Source organism: Pseudomonas sp. NEEL19, assembly GCF_028751975.1.
Classification (GTDB): Bacteria; Pseudomonadota; Gammaproteobacteria; order Pseudomonadales; family Pseudomonadaceae; genus Aquipseudomonas; species Aquipseudomonas juntendi.
In genome coordinates this window covers 4717243-4735182 of the sequence record NZ_CP081491.1, presented here as the reverse complement: position 1 = coordinate 4735182, position 17940 = coordinate 4717243, and the positions used below count along the sequence as shown (strand labels likewise).

Sequence of the window (17940 nt, the reverse complement as noted above, 5' to 3'; positions counted from 1 at the left end):
CGTTATGGATGGTATTTTCCTGCAGCAACTGGTCAACGGCCTGACCCTCGGGTCGGTCTATGGCCTGATCGCCATCGGCTACACAATGGTCTATGGCATTATCGGCATGATCAACTTCGCGCACGGCGAGGTGTATATGATTTCCGCCTACCTGGCGGCTATCAGCCTGGCATTGCTGGCCTATTTTGGCGTCGAGTCGTTTCCCCTGCTGATGCTGGGCACGCTGTTGTTCACCATCGTCGTCACGGGTGTGTACGGCTTCACCATCGAGCGCATCGCCTACAAGCCGCTGCGTAACTCTACCCGCCTGGCACCGCTGATCAGCGCCATCGGCATTTCGCTGATCCTGCAGAACTACGCTCAGATCAGCCAGGGCGCTCGCCAGCAAGGCGTGCCAACCCTGCTCGAAGGCGCCATGCGCATCGATGTCGGCACCGGCTTCGTGCAACTGACCTACACCAAGATCTTCATCCTGGTGGCGGCATTCCTGGGCATGGGCCTGCTGACCTATGTGATCAAGTACACCAAGCTCGGTCGCATGTGCCGCGCTACCCAGCAAGACCGCAAGATGGCCTCGATCCTGGGCATCAACACCGACCGGGTCATTTCCTATGTATTCGTCATTGGCGCAGTGATGGCCGCCCTGGCAGGCGTGCTGATCACCATGAACTACGGCACCTTCGACTTCTATGCCGGCTTCATCATCGGTATCAAGGCATTCACCGCTGCAGTGCTCGGTGGCATTGGCTCCCTGCCTGGCGCCATGCTCGGCGGAATCATCCTGGGGATCTCCGAATCGCTGTTCTCCGGCCTGATCAACTCCGACTACAAGGACGTGTTCAGCTTCTCGCTGCTGGTGATGATCCTTATCTTCCGCCCACAAGGCCTGCTGGGTCGCCCGCTCGTGGCTAAGGTGTGAACATGTCGATTGCCAAAATTGCTTCTGCCTCTGAAACCAAAGGTTTCGATATCAAACGCAGCCTGCTCGAAACCCTCGTCGCTGGCCTGCTGGCGCTGATCGTGTTTGGCCCGATCGTCGGCGTGGTGCTCGACGGTTATACCTTCAACGCTGAACCGCGCCGCGTGGCCTGGCTGGTAGGTGGCGTGATGCTCGGGCGTTTCCTGCTTAGCCTGTATGTGCAGACCGCTGCCGGCCGGCGCATGCTCGAAGGCTTCGACAGCGGTGGCTCGGGCGTGCATGTGCGGGCGCCGAACTATGTGTCGCGGCTGCGCTACATCATCCCGGCGCTGATCGTGATTGCCATCGTCTTCCCGATCTTCGCCAACAAGTACCTGCTGACCGTGGTCATCCTCGGCCTGATCTATGTGCTGCTGGGCCTGGGCCTGAACATCGTGGTCGGCCTGGCCGGCCTGCTCGACCTGGGGTACGTGGCCTTCTACGCCATTGGCGCCTACGGCCTCGCACTGGGTTACCAGTACCTTGGCCTGGGCTTCTGGAGTGTGCTGCCGCTGGCAGCCATTGCGGCGGCCCTTGCCGGTTGCATCCTGGGCTTCCCGGTGCTGCGCATGCACGGTGACTACCTGGCAATCGTGACGCTGGGCTTTGGCGAGATCATTCGCCTGGTGCTGAACAACTGGCTGTCGTTCACCGGCGGCCCCAACGGCATGCCGGCGCCGTCGCCGACCTTCCTTGGCCTGGAGTTCGGCCGCCGGGCCAAGGACGGTGGGGTACCCATCCATGAGTTCTTCGGCTTTGCCTACAACCCCAACCTCAAGTTCGTGTTCATTTATGCGGTGCTGTTCATGGTCGTGCTGGCCGTGCTCTACATCAAGCACCGCTTGACCCGCATGCCGGTCGGCCGGGCCTGGGAAGCGCTGCGCGAAGACGAGATCGCCTGCCGTTCGATGGGCCTGAACCACGTGCTGGTCAAGCTCTCGGCCTTCACCCTGGGTGCCTCCACCGCGGGGTTGGCCGGCGTGTTCTTCGCCACGTACCAAGGCTTCGTCAACCCCTCGTCGTTCACCTTCTTCGAGTCGGCGCTGATTCTCGCCATCGTCGTGCTGGGTGGCATGGGCTCCACGGTGGGCGTCGTCATTGCAGCATTCGTGCTCACCGTGGCGCCCGAGTTGCTGCGCAGCTTCTCCGAGTACCGGGTGCTGCTGTTCGGGGTACTGATGGTGTTGATGATGATCTGGCGACCGCGGGGGCTGATCCGCATCAGCCGTACCGGTGTGACCCCGCGTAAAGGAGTGGCGCCATGAGCGACGAAATCATTCTGTCGGTCGACAACCTGATGATGCAGTTTGGCGGCATCAAGGCGCTCAGCGACGTGAGCCTGAAGGTCAGGCGCAACCAGATCTTCGCCCTGATCGGCCCCAACGGCGCCGGCAAGACCACGGTGTTCAACTGCCTGACCGGTTTCTACAAGGCCAGTGGCGGGCGCATCGAACTGAACGTGCGCGGTAGCCACACCAATGTGATCCAGCTGCTGGGCGAGCGTTTCCAGGCGGCCGACTTCGTCTCGCCGGCACGCTTTGCCAGCCGCCTGTACTACAAGATGTTCGGCGGCACCCACCTGGTCAACCGCGCGGGCCTGGCGCGCACCTTCCAGAACATCCGGCTGTTCAAGGAAATGTCGGTGGTGGAAAACCTGCTGGTGGCCCAGCACATGTGGGTCAACCGCAACCTGCTGGCGGGGGTATTCAATACCAAGGCCTACCGCAAGGCCGAAAGCGATGCGCTGGACCACGCCTTCTACTGGCTGGAGGTGGTCGACCTGGTCGACTGCGCCAACCGCCTGGCCGGTGAGCTGTCGTATGGGCAGCAGCGCCGCCTGGAAATCGCCCGCGCCATGTGCACGCGACCGAAGATCATCTGCCTGGACGAACCGGCGGCGGGCTTGAACCCGCAGGAAACCGAGGCACTTAGCCAGATGATTCGCGTGCTGCGTGACGAGCACGACATCACCGTGGTGCTGATCGAACACGACATGGGCATGGTCATGAGCATTTCCGACCATATCGTGGTACTGGACCACGGCAACGTGATTGCCGAGGGTGCGCCACAGGACATCCGCAACAACCCGACGGTGATCGCTGCCTACCTGGGTGCAGACGAAGAGGAACTGGTATGAGTGCACCCATTCTCGAGCTGAAGGACCTGGACGTGTTCTATGGGCCGATCCAGGCGCTGAAAAAGGTATCGATGCACATCAACGAAGGTGAGACGGTCAGCCTTATCGGCGCCAACGGGGCCGGCAAGTCGACCCTGCTGATGTCGATCTTCGGGCAGCCGCGGGCGGCTTCCGGGCAGATCGTCTACCGTGGCACCGACATTACCCGCAAGTCATCGCACTACATTGCTTCCAACGGCATCGCCCAGTCGCCGGAAGGGCGCCGGGTATTCCCCGACATGAGCGTCGAGGAAAACCTGATGATGGGGACCATCCCCATTGGCGACAAGCATGCCGCCGAAGACATGCAGCGCATGTACGAACTCTTCCCGCGCCTAAAAGAGCGGCGTAACCAGCGGGCCATGACCATGTCCGGTGGCGAGCAGCAGATGCTGGCGATTGCCCGGGCGCTGATGAGCCGGCCAAAATTGCTGCTGCTGGACGAGCCCTCGCTGGGGTTGGCACCCATCGTGGTCAAGCAGATCTTCTCGACCCTGCGGGAACTGGCGAAGACCGGCATGACCATTTTCCTGGTGGAGCAGAACGCTAACCACGCCCTGAAACTGTCGGACCGTGCCTACGTGATGGTCAACGGGCAAATTCGCATGACCGGGACTGGGCAAGAGTTGTTGGTCAACGAAGAAGTCCGCAGCGCTTACCTGGGTGGGCATTAGTTACCCCTAGGGGCCGCGATCCATGCCCGGTCGCGGTCCCCTGTAGGAGCGGCCTTGTGTCGCGATGGGCTGCAACGCAGCCCCCTTCCCATGTGGACAACTCAACCTAGCCGGGCCTTCAACCCGTTCACCCACAGCTACCCAACCCCGCTTCCCACAAGCCAAATCTTTTCCACCGATAATGTGGAGCCGCCTGTGGAAAACATGGTGGTATCCCCCTCCAACCCAACACCATCAGGCCCTACAGCGTCATGATCATTTTTTGATCAGTGCACCCCTGTGGATTGTTTTCCCAGCCAAATCACGACATTCCAACCACTCCCAGCACTGCGCAAATTCTGTGGATAACTCTGTGTAAAAGCCTTGGACATCCCGCTCCAGGCGGCATGCTTGAAAGCCTTGCGCCATCACCGAAAAGAACGACGCCGACCACAACGGGCTGAAAGGTTTCCGCCGGACAGCGAAGTTGCCCCCAATCCATGGGGAAAGCCCTGTGGATAACATGCGCATAGCTGGCGCGGAGGCTTCTGCCACAAGGGTTTGCCGCACATGAACAAAAAATGACCAGCTGCCTTTTCGGCTTGCCGCCAGCGTTAGCCACGGGCATGCTGCAAAACTGCCATGACCACCCACTGCGAGGAACAGAGCATGTCATCCACCGTATTCATCACTGGCGCCACGTCGGGTTTCGGCGAGGCCACAGCCCGCCGTTTCGCCGAAGCCGGCTGGAAGCTGGTGCTAACCGGTCGTCGCAAGGAGCGCCTGGACGCCTTGTGCGCCGAGCTTTCTGCCAAGACCGAAGTGCATGGCCTGGTACTCGATGTGCGTGACCGCAAAGCCATGGAGCAGGCCATTGCCAGCCTGCCAGCCGGCTTCGACAAGCTGCAGGGCCTGGTCAACAACGCCGGCCTGGCGCTGGGCGTGGATGCGGCGCAGAACTGCAGCCTGGACGACTGGGAAACCATGGTCGACACCAATATCAAGGGCCTGATGTACACCACCCGCCTGCTGCTGCCACGGTTGATTGCCCATGGCCGTGGGGCGTCGATCCTCAACGTCGGTTCGGTGGCCGGCAACTATCCGTACCCGGGCAGCAACGTGTATGGCGGCACCAAGGCCTTTGTCGGGCAGTTCTCGCTGAGCCTGCGCTGCGACCTGCGTGGCACAGGTGTGCGCGTGAGCAATATCGAGCCGGGCCTGTGCGAAAGTGAATTTTCGCTGGTACGGTTCGGTGGTGACCAGGCCAAGTATGACGCCACCTACGCAGGCGCCGAGCCTATCCAGCCGCAGGACATTGCCGAGACCATCTTCTGGATCCTCAACCAGCCCGCGCACATCAACATCAACAGCCTTGAGCTGATGCCGGTGAGCCAGGACTGGGCCGGGTTCTCGATCGACCGGTCGGTCAAGGGCTGAGCCAGGGCCGCTCGGCGGCCACAACCGGAAGGCTTCAGCTCAGGCGCTGCAAGCCTTCCAGGCAAGTTGCCAAGTGGTAGGGCGTAGTCGAAGGCATGTCATGCCGGCTGACGGCACCCTCGCCATCCCGGCATTCGTACCAGCCAGCCTCGCGCAAGAACCGCGCTTCCAGCACCTGCAACTGTTCAGGCAACCTGGCTTCACCGCCAGCGCGTAGCACCAGCGCACGCAGGTATTCCGCCTGTGCCCAGATGCGCTGGGTGGCGTCCAGCACCTGGCCGTCCACGCCCAGCATGGCGAGCACTGCGCCACCCTGCACCCCTTGTTGTTCGGCGCAGCTGAAAGCCCGGTCGATCGAGGCATGCAGCGGCGTATCTCGCAGCAGCGGGGAGGTGTGCAACAGGTAGAACCATTCGAACTGGTGGCCAGGCTCGTACCAGTTATCCACAGCCCCGCGCGGTTTCTCCAGCATCAGCCCATGGGCCGGTTCGACGAAATGCGCCTGGAGTGCTGCACACAGTTGCAGCAGTGACTGCTGGGTATGTTCGTCGTCGCGAACAGCCAGTACCTGCAGGAAGGCCTCGGCCAGGTGCATCTGTGGATTCTGCAGGGGCCCGCTGCCCAGGTCTGCCCAATCCTCGCCCAGGCTTGCTTCGTACAGGCCATCGTCCCTGGCGAACTGCTGGTCGATGATGTCGAGGCCGGCATTGAGTGTGGATTCCACCAGGCTTTCGCCTACCTTGCCCCAGTAGTGCGCGCAGGCAAAGACGATGAAGGCGTGGGTATACAGGTCCTTGCGCCGGTCCAGCGGGTTGCCCTGGGCATCGATGCTGTAGAACCAGCCCCCGTGCTCCGCGTCGTGAAAGTGCTTCTGCAACGAGCGGAACAGCGCGGCTGCACGCTCGGCGGCGCCCGGTTGTTCGATGCGGCTGCTGAACAGGTACAACTGGCGGGCGCAGGCCATGGCCCGGTAGCGCTGTACCGGTAACGGCCGGTGCTGGGCGTCGAGGGCTTCGTAGGGCAGTGCCATGTCGGCATTCCAGCCCGGGCCTTGCCACATTGGCACGATGCGCTCGGCGAAGTGCTGGTTGAAACGGGCCAGTGCGGGCAGGGTAGGGCGGGGGTCGGACATGTCGGCGCTCGTGGCTGTCGGGCAGGGCGCCATGGTAGCAGAAGTGGGGTTTTCGGTAGCCGGTGGTGCGCTTGCCCGGCTGGCCGGGCGGCGTTGAGCGAAAGGCGATCAGCCTGGGTTGCCTAACCCTTGCCAATGCCGCGCCCCGACGAAGATGAAGCGCAACTGCTGGGTGATCTTTTCCTGCGGTGACAGGGCCTGTGGATAACCCGCTTCTGGGCTGTCGATCAGCTCGGGCAGGGTGGCGAACACCGTTTTCACCACCAGGTCGGCCATCACCGTCAGCGCCGCGCTGTCCAGGTGCTGCCAGCGTTTCATGCGCGCAAGGTCGGTGGCCAGGTCGTCGCTTATGTTCTGACGCAGGCGGGCAATGGCCTGGCGTACCGGTTGTGACCCACCATACTGTTCCCGCGCCAGGAACAGAAACAGTGCGCGGTGGGCGGCGACTACATCGAGAAAGATGCGCACCGAGGCGTCGGTGATGCCGCCCAGCTCGAATTCGTTGTGGCGGACCAGGCGAATGGTCTGGCGGAAGGTGGTATCGATCTCGGCCACCAGGGCCAGGCCCAGGGCGTCCATATCCGGGAAGTGCCGGTAAAAGCCGGTTGGCACGATGCCGGCTGTTTTCGCCACTTCGCGCAGGCTGATGCTGCCAAAGCCCCGGCCACTTTCCATGAGCTGGCAGGCGGCATCGAGCAGGGCCTGGCGAGTCTGTAGCTTCTGTTCGGCGCGCGGCAGCATGGTGCGGGCTTCTGTGACGGTAAGGCTGGGCACTCTAGTTAAAAAAACGAAGCCCGGTCAATGACCGGGCTGGGAGGGGAGCAAGCGGTGTGACACAGGTTGTTCTTTTCAGCCATGGCAATCAGCTCACGTGGCTGATTGCAACCAGGCGATCCGAACCACCTTCGGCCACGCGGCCGGACTGTTCGATGAGGCGATCCGAACCACCTTCGGCCACGCGGCCGGACTGTTCGATGAGGCGATCCGAGCCACCTTCGGCTACGCGGCCAGATTGTTCGATCAGGCGGTCCGAGCCACCTTCGGCCACGCGGCCGGACTGTTCGATCAGGCGATCCGAGCCACCTTCGGCCACGCGGCCGGATTGTTCGATCAGGCGGTCCGAGCCACCTTCGGCGACTGTTTTCAGCGGTTGGGCAATTTCGACAGCGCTCGAACGCGATTCCGCAGTGAGGTGTTGTTCAGCGGCTGGCAGGGCAAAGGCGTTGGCGGCCAGGATGGACAGGGTCAGGGTCAGCAGTTGGCGTTTCATGATTCGGTGCTCCTTTCGGGGGCTGGAAAGTGGGTACGAAGCCAATGCTACGCCGGGTAACGCCAGAGAGAAGTTCATACGGATAATGGTAACAATCGACCATATTGATAGAGCTCGGCGACCGCTCTGTTAAGCGCCTTGTAGGCTCGTTGATGGCAAAATGCCGAGGCTGTTGTGGGGTAACATGAGCGCCGCCGCGCCACGATTTGCTGAGCGAATGGCCAGGAAAAACTTCGCTAAGATGACGCTACCGATAAAACCCCACGGGTTTTCGTCAGTCCCAGATACTAAGTGCCACCGCCGCGCCTGTTTCGAGCCCCGCAAGGAGAATCACGCAATGACGCGTCCCGCCAGAATCCTCGTCTGGACCCTCGCCACCCTGCTCACGCTGCTGGCAATACTGGTAGTGGTGATCGCCACCTTCGACTGGAACCGCGTCAAGCCGTTGCTCAACGAGAAGGTGTCCGAGGCCTTGCATCGGCCGTTCGCAATCAACGGCAACCTCGCCGTGCATTGGCGTACCGAGCCAGAAGAAGGCGGTTGGCGTGCCTGGGTGCCATGGCCGCACTTCACCGCCGAAGACCTGACCCTGGGCAACCCTGAGTGGTTGCAGGAGCCGAAGATGGTGGGCCTGGAGCGCGTAGAGTTCCGCCTGGCGCCACTTGCGCTATTGGTGCAGAAGATCAGCATCCCGCGCATCAACCTGACCAAGCCCACGGCCAGGCTGACCCGGTTGGCAGATGGCCGGGCCAACTGGACATTCGACTTCGGGCCGAAGGACGAAAACGAGGCACCTTCCAAATGGCAGTTGGACATTGGTGCCATCGGCTTTGACCAAGGCAATGTCAGCTTCGACGACCAGACCTTGAAAACCCGCATGAAGGTGCAGGTTGACCCATTGGGCAAGCCAATCCCCTTCAGCGAAATCGTTGGCAAGGCCAGCGCTGAAAAAGCCGGCGGAGCGCAGGATTACGCCTTTGCTTTCAAGGCCGAGGGCCGCTACAAGGGGCAGCCGGTGTCTGGCACCGGCAAGATCGGTGGCCTGCTGGCGCTGCAGGACGCCACCCAGCCGTTCCCGTTGCAGGCCGACGTGCGCATTGCCGATACGCACGTGGTACTTGCCGGCACCCTGACCGACCCACGCAACCTGGGTGCCCTTGACCTGCGCCTGCGCCTGTCGGGCGCGAGCCTGGGCAACCTCTACCCCTTGACGGGGGTGACCTTGCCCGACACCCCGGCCTATTCAACGGACGGCCGGCTCAGCGCCAACCTGCATGCAGCCGAAGGGGCGCGTTTCAAGTACGAGGGTTTCAACGGCAAGATCGGCGACAGCGACATCCACGGCGACCTGGCCTTCGTCGCCAGCCAGCCACGGCCCAAGCTGACGGGCAAGCTGGTGTCCAACCAGCTGCTGTTCAAGGACCTGGCGCCGCTGATCGGCGCTGACTCCAATGCCGAGCAGAAGGCCCGTGGCGGGGCCAGCAAGCAACCGGCCGGCAAGGTGCTGCCGGTGGAAGAGTTCCGCACCGATCGCTGGCGCGCCATGGACGCCGACGTCACCTTTGCCGGCAAGCGCATCGTGCACAGTGCGCAACTGCCGTTCAACGACCTGGCGGCGCACGTGATTCTCGATGACGGGCTGCTACGCCTGGAGCCGCTGCGGTTTGGCGTGGCCGGTGGCAACCTGGCCTCCAACATTCGCCTGGATGGGCGCAGCGTGCCGCTGCAAGGGCGGGCACAATTGACCGCCCGTGGCTTCAAGCTCAAGCAATTGTTCCCCGGTTTCGCGCCCATGCAGACCAGTTTTGGTGAGCTCAATGGCGATGCCGATATCAGTGGCCGTGGCAATTCCGTCGCTGCCCTGCTAGGCACGGCCAATGGCGACCTGCGCATGTTGGTCAACGATGGCGCCATCAGCCGCAGCCTGATGGAAATTGCGGGTTTGAACGTGGGCAACTATGTGGTCGGCAAGCTGTTTGGCGATGAGGACGTGCAGATCAACTGCGCGGCGGCCGATGTTGGCATCAAGGACGGCTTGGCCTCGACCCGGCTGTTCATCTTCGACACCGAGAACGCGATCATCTATATCAATGGCACGGCGAATTTTGCCAGTGAGCAGTTGGACCTGAAGATCACCCCTGAATCGAAAGGGCTGCGGCTGTTCTCGCTGCGTTCGCCGTTGTATGTACGCGGGCCATTTGCCAAACCCAATGCGGGTGTACAGGCGGTGCCATTGGCGTTGCGCGGTGCGGGCATGGTGGCGTTGGGGGTTGTGGCAGGGCCTGCAGCCGGTTTGCTGGCGCTGATTGCACCCAGCAGTGGCGATGATCCGAACCAGTGCACACCGTTGTTGCAGCAGATGAAGGCGGGCAAGGCACCCGCTGCGGTGAAAGGGCGTAAATAGCAGCTAGCTGTGTTGCCGGCCATTACCACGCACGGTCGCTGTAGGGCCGGGTTTACCCGCGAATGCGGTGGCAGATGCGACGGTGAATGGCCAGGAGATAGCCGTCGGCTGGCCCGGCCTCTTCGCGGGAAGCCCGCTCTTACAAGGGGCGCTAAGCGCCTAATGCCAGTCAGTTAAGTAATTTGGGGCCGCTTTGCGACCCTTCGCGGGCACGCCCGCTCCTATAGGTAATCGCGCATGTCTTGATTTCAGCGCCAAACCTGTGGGAGCGGGCGTGCCCGCGAAGGGCTGCAAAGCAGCCCCAGTAACGCTTAACTGACTGGCATTCCGCTAAGCGCCCCCTGGTCCTTACAAGCCTTGCAGCAAGTCGGACATGTCGTCTGCGTGCTCTTCTTCCTGCGCCAGGATGTCTTCGAAGATGCGGCGGGTGGTAGGGTCTTTGTCGCCGATGTACTGGATGATTTCGCGGTAGCTGTCGATTGCGATGCGCTCAGCGACCAGGTCTTCCAGCACCATCTCCTTCAGGGAATTACCGGCCACATACTGAGCGTGCGAGTTCTTGGTCAGGTTGTCGGGGTTGAAATCCGGCTCGCCGCCCAACTGCACAATGCGCTCAGCCAGCTTGTCGGCGTGCTCGGCTTCCTGGTTGGCATGCTCCAGGAATTCGCTCGCGGCAACGCTTGCCTTGATACCGCTGGCCATGAAGTAGTGGCGCTTGTAACGCAGCACACACACCAGCTCGGTCGCCAGGGACTCGTTCAGCAGGCGCAGGATCTGTTCGCGGTCGGCATGGTAACCCTCGGTCACGGCGCCTTGCTCAACATGCTGGCGGGCACGTTCGCGCAGGGTTTTTACATCGGTCAGTTCTGTAGCACTCATGTTCATCTCCGAAAGCATCAGGGTGGTCGTGGCATGCAGGGTGAGACTTACGCGCCGTGAACGGCCTCGCTGTCTTCTTCGCGTTGTTTACAGGTTTTGAAGCCTTTGGCATCAACATGGCCGGTGGCGTCGAAACGCACGTAATACGGTTGTTGCTTGCCATCGTGGTTAAGAATGTAGTCGTTGCAGGTGCCCCCGTGCGGCAGGTCGATCACGTTCGATGGGCTACCGCCAATGGCGATGACCTTCTGCATGGTCATGCCGTGCTCCACCTGCTTGACCAGCGGTTCGTCACGGTAGGTGACGTAGTCGACCGGGTTTTCCGGGCGGCTGCCGCAGGCGGCCAGGGTGGCGCTTGCCAGAAGGATTGCCAGGGTCTGCTTGTACATGGTCCCGCTCCTTGCAAAGGGTCTGTGTGGTTTTGAACAACAGCGCGCGCCAGGAGTTCGATTGCGATGCCCACGAAAGCCGCTGTAGGGTTGGCCAAACCTCCACGCAAAGGGTCAGGGGCAATGCAGCAGGATTTGGCCACGCAATACCCCTTGGTACTGGTGCCAGGGATGCTCGGGTTCGTCCGGGCCGGGTTCTATCCCTACTGGTTCGGCATTGTCCCGGCCTTGCGCAAAGGGGGCGCGCAGGTGTTCCCGGTACAGGTTTCGCCGCTGCACAGCAGTGAGGTGCGCGGCGAGCAACTGCTGACCATCATCGAAGACATCTGCAGGCGCACGGGCGCCGCCAGGGTCAACCTCATCGGCCACAGCCAAGGCGCCCTGAGTGCGCGTTACGCAGCCGCCAGGCGGCCAGCCAGGGTGGCATCGGTCACCTCGGTGGCCGGGCCCAACCATGGCTCGGAGCTGGCCGACCACCTGCAACGCACGGCGCCGGGGGATTCGCCTCAGGGGCGTATGCTGAGAGCGATGCTGCATGCCCTTGCCGTGGTGCTGGGATGGCTGGAAACCGGTTGGCGGCGCGAGCCGTTGCCGGTGGATGTGCATGCCTCGCATCAGTCGCTGACCAGCGCCGGGGTGGCGCTGTTCAACCAGGCTTACCCACAGGGCTTGCCGGAAACCTGGGGCGGGGAAGGCGCCCATGAAGTCAACGGAGTGCGCTATTACTCATGGTCCGGCACCTTGCAGCCCGGGCTGACCGACCGGGGGCGCAACCGCTTCGATGGCAGCAACCGTTTCTGCCGCCTGTTCGCCCGCAGCTTCGTCAGGGAAAAGGGCCAGTGCGACGGTATGGTGGGGCGCTTCAGCTCGCACTTGGGGCAGGTGATCGGTGACGATTACCCGCTCGACCACCTCGATATCGTCAACCAGCAGTTCGGCGCCGTAGGGCGGGGTGCCGAGCCGGTGCGGCTGTTCACCGAACACGCCGCGCGGCTCAAGGCGGCAGGCCTTTAACGGCGGATGTGGGGGGCTGGGGGCTGAAATTCTTGGCTACACTCTCACCTCGACACCCGTGCATCGGGCACGGAGCCCAGGAGACCACTCCATGAAAGTGCTGCACATCCCGTTACTGGCCCTGGCGTTGATGTTCAGCGCCCAAGGCTTCGCTGCCAACACCGCGCAGCAGGAAAAAATGAAAACCTGCAATGCCGACGCCACCGCCAAGGCCCTCAAGGGTGATGAGCGCAAGGCCTTCATGAGCACCTGCCTGAAGAAGAGCGCCCCGCAAACCCAGCAGGAAAAGATGAAAACCTGCAACGCCGACGCCACCACCAAAGCCCTGAAGGGGGACGAGCGCAAAGCGTTCATGAGTGACTGCCTGAAGAAGAAGTGACCTGCGCCTATGCCTGCGCCGTCAAGGCTGGCAGACTGCGGGCATTCCCGCTGTCTGCCTTCGAGGCTGTATGACCTTTACCCCGCGTCAGATTACCTTGGCCAGCCTGATCATCGTCATGGCCGGCCTGCTGCTGGCTTTGCCGCTGAAGTTATTGCCCAGCCTGCTGGCCGGCTTGCTGGTGTTCGAACTGGTCAACATGCTGACCCCGCGCCTGCAACCCCTGCTGGCCGGGCAACGCGCGCGCTGGCTGGCGGTGGCGCTGCTGGGCACGCTGGTGGTGCTCAGCCTGAGCCTGCTGATTGCCGGCGCGTTCAGCTTCCTGCTGCACGAGGCGGAAAACCCTGGCGCCTCGTTGGACAAGTTCATGGCCCTGGTCGAACAGGCCCGCAGCCAGCTGCCGCCGTTCATCGAAGCCTACCTGCCCGCCAGTGCTGCCGAATTCAAGGTCGCCATCGGCGACTGGATCAAAAGCCACCTCAGCGACCTGCAACTGGTCGGCAAGGGCATGGCGCACATGTTCGTCACGCTGCTGATCGGTATGATCCTCGGCGCCATCATTGCCTTGCAGCGCATTCCCGATGTGTCCCGGCGCAAGCCGTTGGCGGCGGCACTGTTCGAGCGCCTGGCCCTGCTGGTACAGGCGTTTCGCAACATCGTCTTCGCCCAGATCAAGATTTCGCTGCTCAACACGGCCTTTACCGGCATATTCCTGGCAGTGGTGATGCCGCTGTTCGGGGTGCACCTGCCGCTGACCAAGACGCTGATCGTACTGACCTTCCTGCTGGGGCTGCTGCCGGTGATCGGCAACCTGATGTCCAACACCCTGATCACCATCGTCGGCTTGTCGCTGTCGATCTGGGTGGCGGCGGCGGCGCTGGGCTACCTGATCGTCATCCACAAGGTCGAGTACTTCCTCAACGCCCGTATCGTGGGTGGGCAGATCAGCGCCAAGGCGTGGGAGCTGCTGCTGGCGATGTTGGTGTTCGAGGCGGCGTTCGGGCTGCCTGGGGTGGTGGCGGGGCCGATCTACTATGCCTACCTGAAAAGTGAGCTGAAGCGGGCCGAGCTGGTCTGACAGATTGCCGGGGCCGCGCTGCGGCCCATCGCGACACAAGGCCGCTCCTACAGCCGACTGCGTGCATCCAATGATTGCACCTCACCCTGTAGGAGCGGCCTTGTGTCGCGATGGGCTGCAACGCAGCCCCAAAATGGATCAGGCTACCCCGTACCGCTTGCGCGCTTCGATCGCCAGCCCACTACCAATACTGCCAAAGATATTGCCCTCCACATGCCGCGCATTGGGCAACATCGCCGACACGCTGTTGCGCAATGCCGGAATCCCGCTGGAACCACCGGTGAAGAACACCGTGTCGACCTGGCCTTCGCTCACCCCGGCCTTGGCCAGCAGCTCGCTCACGCTGCCGCGCACACGCTCCAGCAGCCCCTCAATGGCCTCTTCGAACAGCACCCGGGTCAGTTCGGCAGACAGTTCAGGCTCGACCCGGTGCAGGTCGATGCGGCGGCTGTCGCGCTCGGTCAGTTCGATCTTGCTGGCTTCCACTTCCATCGCCAGCCAGTGCCCGGCACGCTGCTCGATCAGCTTGAACAGCCGGTCGATGCCGAAGCTGTCCTCGATGTCGTAGCGCATGCTGCCCAGCGCCAGCTGCGACTTCTGCGAGTACAGCGCGTTGATGGTGTGCCAGGTGGCCAGGTTGAGGTGGTAGCTGGTCGGCATCAGGGCGCCGCTTTTCATGCGGCTACCGTAGCCGAACAGCGGCATCACGCCCTGCAGGCTCAGCTGCTTGTCGAAGTCGGTACCGCCGATGTGCACGCCGCCCGTGGCCAGGATGTCGCTCTGGCGCTCGGCCAGCAGGTGGCGCTCTGGCGACAGGCGGATCAGGGTGAAGTCCGAGGTACCACCGCCAATGTCGACAATCAGTACCAGCTCTTCGCGGCTGATGGTCGACTCGTAGTCGAACGCGGCGGCAATCGGCTCGTACTGGAACGACACGTCCTTGAAGCCGAGCTTGCGTGCCACCTCGGCCAGAGTGTCTTCGGCCTCCTGGTCGGCGGCCGGGTCTTCGTCGACGAAAAATACCGGGCGCCCCAGCACGACCTGGTCGAACTCGCGGCCCGCGGCCGCCTCGGCACGCTTTTTCAGCTCGCCGATGAACATGCCCAGCAGGTCCTTGAACGGCAAGGCACTGCCCAGCACGCTGGTGTCGTGCTTGATCAGCTTGGAGCCCAGCAGGCTTTTCAACGAGCGCATCAGGCGGCCTTCGTAGCCTTCCAGGTACTCGTGCAGGGCCAGGCGGCCATAGACCGGGCGCCGCTCTTCAATGTTGAAGAACACCACCGAGGGCAAGGTGATCTTGCCATCTTCCAGGGCGATCAGCGACTCGACCCCAGGGCGGTGCCAGCCAACCGTGGAGTTGGAGGTGCCAAAGTCGATGCCCAGGGCACGGGCCGGGGTTACGTCAGACATGGGAAAAGGCTTCCGGAGGCAAAACGGCCGCGCAGTTTATGCCAGTTGGCTACAGAATCAAGACCAGTCGTCTGCGATGGAGCAAAGCCAAGGCGGTCTTGAAAGGCTATGCTTGACCCCTATCTTCAGTAGCATCTTCAGTTGCAACACGCACTTTCACATTGGTGATCCACAGATGGACTTCAAAGACTATTACAAGATACTTGGCGTAGAGCCCACGGCGGACGAGAAGGCGATCAAGGCCGCGTACCGCAAGCTGGCACGCAAGTACCACCCCGATGTCAGCAAGGAACGCGACGCCGAGGACAAATTCAAAGAGGCCAATGAGGCGTACGAGGTTCTGGGCGACGCGCAGAAACGTGCCGAGTTCGATGAGATCCGCAAGTATGGCGGCCAGCACGGCCGGCCATTCCAGGCGCCACCGGGCTGGGAAAACCGCGGTGGCGGTGGCGGCTTCGAGGGCGGCGATTTCTCCGACTTCTTCAGCTCGATATTCGGCAACCGTGGTGGCAACCCCTTCGGTGGTGGCCGGCAGCAGCAACGCAGTGCCGGCAGGCGGGGGCAGGACGTGGAACTTGAATTGGCCGTATTCCTTGAAGAAACCCTGAGCAAGGAGTCCAAGCAGATCAGCTTCCAGGTGCCGCAAACCAATGCCATGGGCCAGCGCACCGGTTTCACCACCAAAACCCTGAATGTGAAGATTCCGGCCGGGGTCACCGATGGCGAGCGTATCCGCCTCAAGGGCCAGGGCGCGCCGGGCAGTGGCGGCGGGGCCAATGGCGACCTGTTCCTGACCATTCGCATGGCACCGCACCCGCTGTTCGATGTTGAAGGCCATGACCTGATCATCACCGTGCCGCTGGCGCCATGGGAGGCTGCGCTGGGCACCAAGGTTGCGGTACCCACCCTGGACGGCAAGATCAACCTGACCATCCGCCCGGACAGCCAGAGCGGCCAGCGCCTGCGTGTACCGGGCAAAGGCCTTGCGAGCAAGCACGGTGAGCGCGGTAACCTGTATGCACAGCTGAAGGTGGTGATGCCGCCGGCATCCGACGAGTCTGCCCGCGAACTGTGGACGAAGCTCGCCGAGAAAGCGGCGTTCAACCCGAGGACACAATGGAGTAAGTGATCATGAGCAGCACCCTGATCGTTCAACTGGACATGCGTACCCTGTGTCAGGAAGCCGATGTCACGGCGGACTGCGTGATCGAAATCGTCGAACACGGCATTGTCGAGCCTTCTGGCCGAACGCCAGAGGACTGGCTGTTTGACGATCAGGCGCCGTTGTTGGCCAAGCGCGCGGCCAAGCTGCACCGGGAACTGGAGCTGGAGTGGGAAGGGGTGGCGCTGGCGCTGGAGCTGTTGCAGGAAGTGCAGCAGCTGCGCAGCGAGAACAGCATGTTGAAGCAGCGGCTGGGCAGGTTTACCCAGATGTAGGCTTGCGCGCCGGCCTTTGTGGGAGTGGCCTTGTGTCGCGAAAGGGCCCTCCCACAAGCGGCCGCATTTCAGCCTGGTTCAGCTCCCGGGTTCAGTACCCGCTGCATGAAGGTCAAATCCAGCCAGCGGCCGAACTTCACGCCAACCTGGGGCATCTGCCCGGTCACCACGAAACCCAGCCGCTCATGCAGGCGGACCGACGCCGCATTGCCACTTTCGATGGCCGCGACCATCACATGCTTGCCGCAGCCTTGTGCACGCTCGATCAGCGCCGCCATCAACACCGCCCCCAGCCCCTTGCCCCGCTGGTCGCCGCGGATGTACACCGAGTGCTCCACGGTCAGGCGGAAACCCTCGAACGGCCGCCAGTCGCCAAACGAGGCATAGCCCAGCACGCCCGTGTCATCCACAGCCACCAGGATCGGATAGCCCTGCTGCGCACGTGCTTCGAACCAGGCCTGGCGGTTGGCCAGGTCTACCGGGGTTTCGTTCCAGATCGCCGTGGTAGTGCGCACGGCGTCGTTGTAGATATCGAGGATGCCCGGCACGTCGGCGGGCAGGGCATCGCGCAGCTGGTAACTCATGACAGGGTCTCGCAAGTACGGTGCTTGCAGGTTAAATGGTTACCAGGCCGCGCACACCCTCGGCTTGCATGTTTTCGCCGCGCCCGCGCTGCACGATCTCGCCACGGGCCATGACCAGGTACTGGTCGGCCAGCTCTTCGGCAAAATCGTAGAACTGCTCCACCAGCAGGATCGCCATGTCCCCCCGTGCGGCAAGGCGACGGATGACGGCGCCGATTTCCTTGATGACCGACGGCTGGATGCCTTCGGTCGGTTCGTCGAGGATCAGCAGGCGCGGCCGGCTGGCCAGGGCGCGGCCAATGGCCAGCTGTTGCTGCTGCCCGCCAGACAGGTCGCCGCCCCGGCGCTGCTTCATTTGCTCAAGCACCGGGAACAGCTCGTAGATGAAGGCTGGCACTTCGCGGGCCTCCCGCGCGGGGAAACGCGACAGGCCCATCAGCAGGTTCTCCTCGACGGTCAGGCGCGGGAAAATCTCACGGCCCTGGGGCACGTAGGCGATGCCGGCGTGTACGCGTTGCTGGGGTTTGAGCGCGGTAATCGGCTTGCCTTCCCATTCGATGCTGCCATCCCGGGCGGGCACCAGGCCCATCAGGCAGCGCAGCAGGGTAGTCTTGCCGACCCCGTTGCGGCCCAGCAGGCAGGTCACTTCGCCGACTTTGGCTTCGAAGGAGAGGCCGCGCAGAATGTGGCTGCCGCCGTAGTATTGGTGCAGGGTGTCGATCTTGAGCATGTTGGTGTTC

General features: G+C 62.5%; 19 protein-coding genes. 11 read left to right on the top strand and 8 right to left on the bottom strand.

Annotated features, from left to right (window positions below):
• Positions 1-4 precede the first annotated feature (4 nt).
• The 5 genes from K4A76_RS21090 to K4A76_RS21070 all read left to right on the top strand — a co-directional run bounded on the left by K4A76_RS21090 (position 5) and on the right by K4A76_RS21070 (position 5224).
• Entirely contained in the window at positions 5-919 is a 915-nt protein-coding gene (locus K4A76_RS21090) for an ABC transporter permease subunit (protein ID WP_009683306.1), read from the top strand.
• A 2-nt stretch (positions 920-921) separates the two neighbouring features.
• A complete protein-coding gene (livM, locus tag K4A76_RS21085; protein ID WP_009683305.1) occupies positions 922-2223 on the top strand; it encodes a high-affinity branched-chain amino acid ABC transporter permease LivM in 1302 nt (433 codons plus the stop codon).
• A complete protein-coding gene (locus tag K4A76_RS21080) occupies positions 2220-3095 on the top strand; it encodes an ATP-binding cassette domain-containing protein (protein ID WP_029885721.1) in 876 nt (291 codons plus the stop codon). Before livM ends, K4A76_RS21080 begins: the two co-directional genes overlap by 4 nt.
• A complete protein-coding gene (locus K4A76_RS21075) occupies positions 3092-3808 on the top strand; it encodes an ABC transporter ATP-binding protein (RefSeq protein ID WP_054912815.1) in 717 nt (238 codons plus the stop codon). Before K4A76_RS21080 ends, K4A76_RS21075 begins: the two co-directional genes overlap by 4 nt.
• Before the next feature lie 648 nt (positions 3809-4456).
• Positions 4457-5224, top strand: a complete 768-nt coding sequence (locus K4A76_RS21070) for an SDR family oxidoreductase (protein ID WP_029885720.1) — start codon at positions 4457-4459, stop codon at positions 5222-5224.
• A 34-nt stretch (positions 5225-5258) separates the two neighbouring features.
• Here the strand turns inward: K4A76_RS21070 and K4A76_RS21065 are convergent, their stop codons facing one another.
• From K4A76_RS21065 to K4A76_RS21055, 3 genes are all read right to left on the bottom strand, one after another.
• A complete protein-coding gene (locus tag K4A76_RS21065; protein WP_274411079.1) occupies positions 5259-6356 on the bottom strand; it encodes an AGE family epimerase/isomerase in 1098 nt (365 codons plus the stop codon).
• Positions 6357-6464: 108 nt separating this feature from the next.
• Positions 6465-7097 carry a TetR family transcriptional regulator gene (locus K4A76_RS21060; protein WP_009683298.1) on the bottom strand — a complete coding sequence of 211 codons (633 nt, stop codon included), beginning with the start codon at positions 7095-7097 and terminating at the stop codon, positions 6465-6467.
• A gap of 121 nt (positions 7098-7218) precedes the next feature.
• Positions 7219-7626: a hypothetical protein gene (locus tag K4A76_RS21055; protein WP_054904947.1), complete on the bottom strand. Its 408-nt coding sequence runs from the start codon at positions 7624-7626 to the stop codon at positions 7219-7221.
• A 337-nt stretch (positions 7627-7963) separates the two neighbouring features.
• Here K4A76_RS21055 and K4A76_RS21050 point away from each other — a divergent pair, with 337 nt between their 5' ends.
• Positions 7964-10030: an AsmA family protein gene (locus tag K4A76_RS21050; protein WP_274411078.1), complete on the top strand. Its 2067-nt coding sequence runs from the start codon at positions 7964-7966 to the stop codon at positions 10028-10030.
• Positions 10031-10378: 348 nt separating this feature from the next.
• On the opposite strand, the gene K4A76_RS21045 is transcribed toward K4A76_RS21050, so the two are convergent.
• Positions 10379-10909, bottom strand: a complete 531-nt coding sequence (locus tag K4A76_RS21045; protein ID WP_009683295.1) for a ferritin-like domain-containing protein — start codon at positions 10907-10909, stop codon at positions 10379-10381.
• A gap of 47 nt (positions 10910-10956) precedes the next feature.
• On the bottom strand, positions 10957-11298 hold the full coding sequence (osmE, locus tag K4A76_RS21040; RefSeq protein ID WP_009683294.1) for an osmotically-inducible lipoprotein OsmE: 342 nt from the start codon (positions 11296-11298) through the stop codon (positions 10957-10959).
• 123 nt (positions 11299-11421) lie between these two features.
• Between osmE and K4A76_RS21035 the strand changes: the two genes are divergently transcribed.
• The 3 genes from K4A76_RS21035 to K4A76_RS21025 all read left to right on the top strand — a co-directional run bounded on the left by K4A76_RS21035 (position 11422) and on the right by K4A76_RS21025 (position 13769).
• The gene (locus K4A76_RS21035) at positions 11422-12312 is read left to right on the top strand and encodes an esterase/lipase family protein (RefSeq protein WP_274411077.1); all 891 of its coding nucleotides are present in this window, start codon (positions 11422-11424) and stop codon (positions 12310-12312) included.
• A 91-nt stretch (positions 12313-12403) separates the two neighbouring features.
• Positions 12404-12691, top strand: a complete 288-nt coding sequence (locus K4A76_RS21030) for a PsiF family protein (RefSeq protein WP_029885715.1) — start codon at positions 12404-12406, stop codon at positions 12689-12691.
• A gap of 70 nt (positions 12692-12761) precedes the next feature.
• On the top strand, positions 12762-13769 hold the full coding sequence (locus tag K4A76_RS21025) for an AI-2E family transporter (RefSeq protein ID WP_009683291.1): 1008 nt from the start codon (positions 12762-12764) through the stop codon (positions 13767-13769).
• 138 nt (positions 13770-13907) lie between these two features.
• Here the strand turns inward: K4A76_RS21025 and K4A76_RS21020 are convergent, their stop codons facing one another.
• Entirely contained in the window at positions 13908-15179 is a 1272-nt protein-coding gene (locus K4A76_RS21020) for an Hsp70 family protein (RefSeq protein WP_125854962.1), read from the bottom strand.
• A 175-nt stretch (positions 15180-15354) separates the two neighbouring features.
• Here K4A76_RS21020 and cbpA point away from each other — a divergent pair, with 175 nt between their 5' ends.
• The gene (gene cbpA, locus K4A76_RS21015; protein WP_054912820.1) at positions 15355-16308 is read left to right on the top strand and encodes a curved DNA-binding protein; all 954 of its coding nucleotides are present in this window, start codon (positions 15355-15357) and stop codon (positions 16306-16308) included.
• A gap of 2 nt (positions 16309-16310) precedes the next feature.
• Entirely contained in the window at positions 16311-16616 is a 306-nt protein-coding gene (locus K4A76_RS21010; RefSeq protein ID WP_009683288.1) for a chaperone modulator CbpM, read from the top strand.
• Between the two features lie 68 nt (positions 16617-16684).
• Here the strand turns inward: K4A76_RS21010 and K4A76_RS21005 are convergent, their stop codons facing one another.
• Together K4A76_RS21005 and urtE are read right to left on the bottom strand one after the other, a co-directional pair.
• Positions 16685-17200: a GNAT family N-acetyltransferase gene (locus tag K4A76_RS21005; protein WP_029885713.1), complete on the bottom strand. Its 516-nt coding sequence runs from the start codon at positions 17198-17200 to the stop codon at positions 16685-16687.
• Between the two features lie 31 nt (positions 17201-17231).
• The gene (gene urtE / locus K4A76_RS21000) at positions 17232-17930 is read right to left on the bottom strand and encodes an urea ABC transporter ATP-binding subunit UrtE (RefSeq protein ID WP_054904943.1); all 699 of its coding nucleotides are present in this window, start codon (positions 17928-17930) and stop codon (positions 17232-17234) included.
• Between the last annotated feature and the right edge of the window lie 10 nt (positions 17931-17940).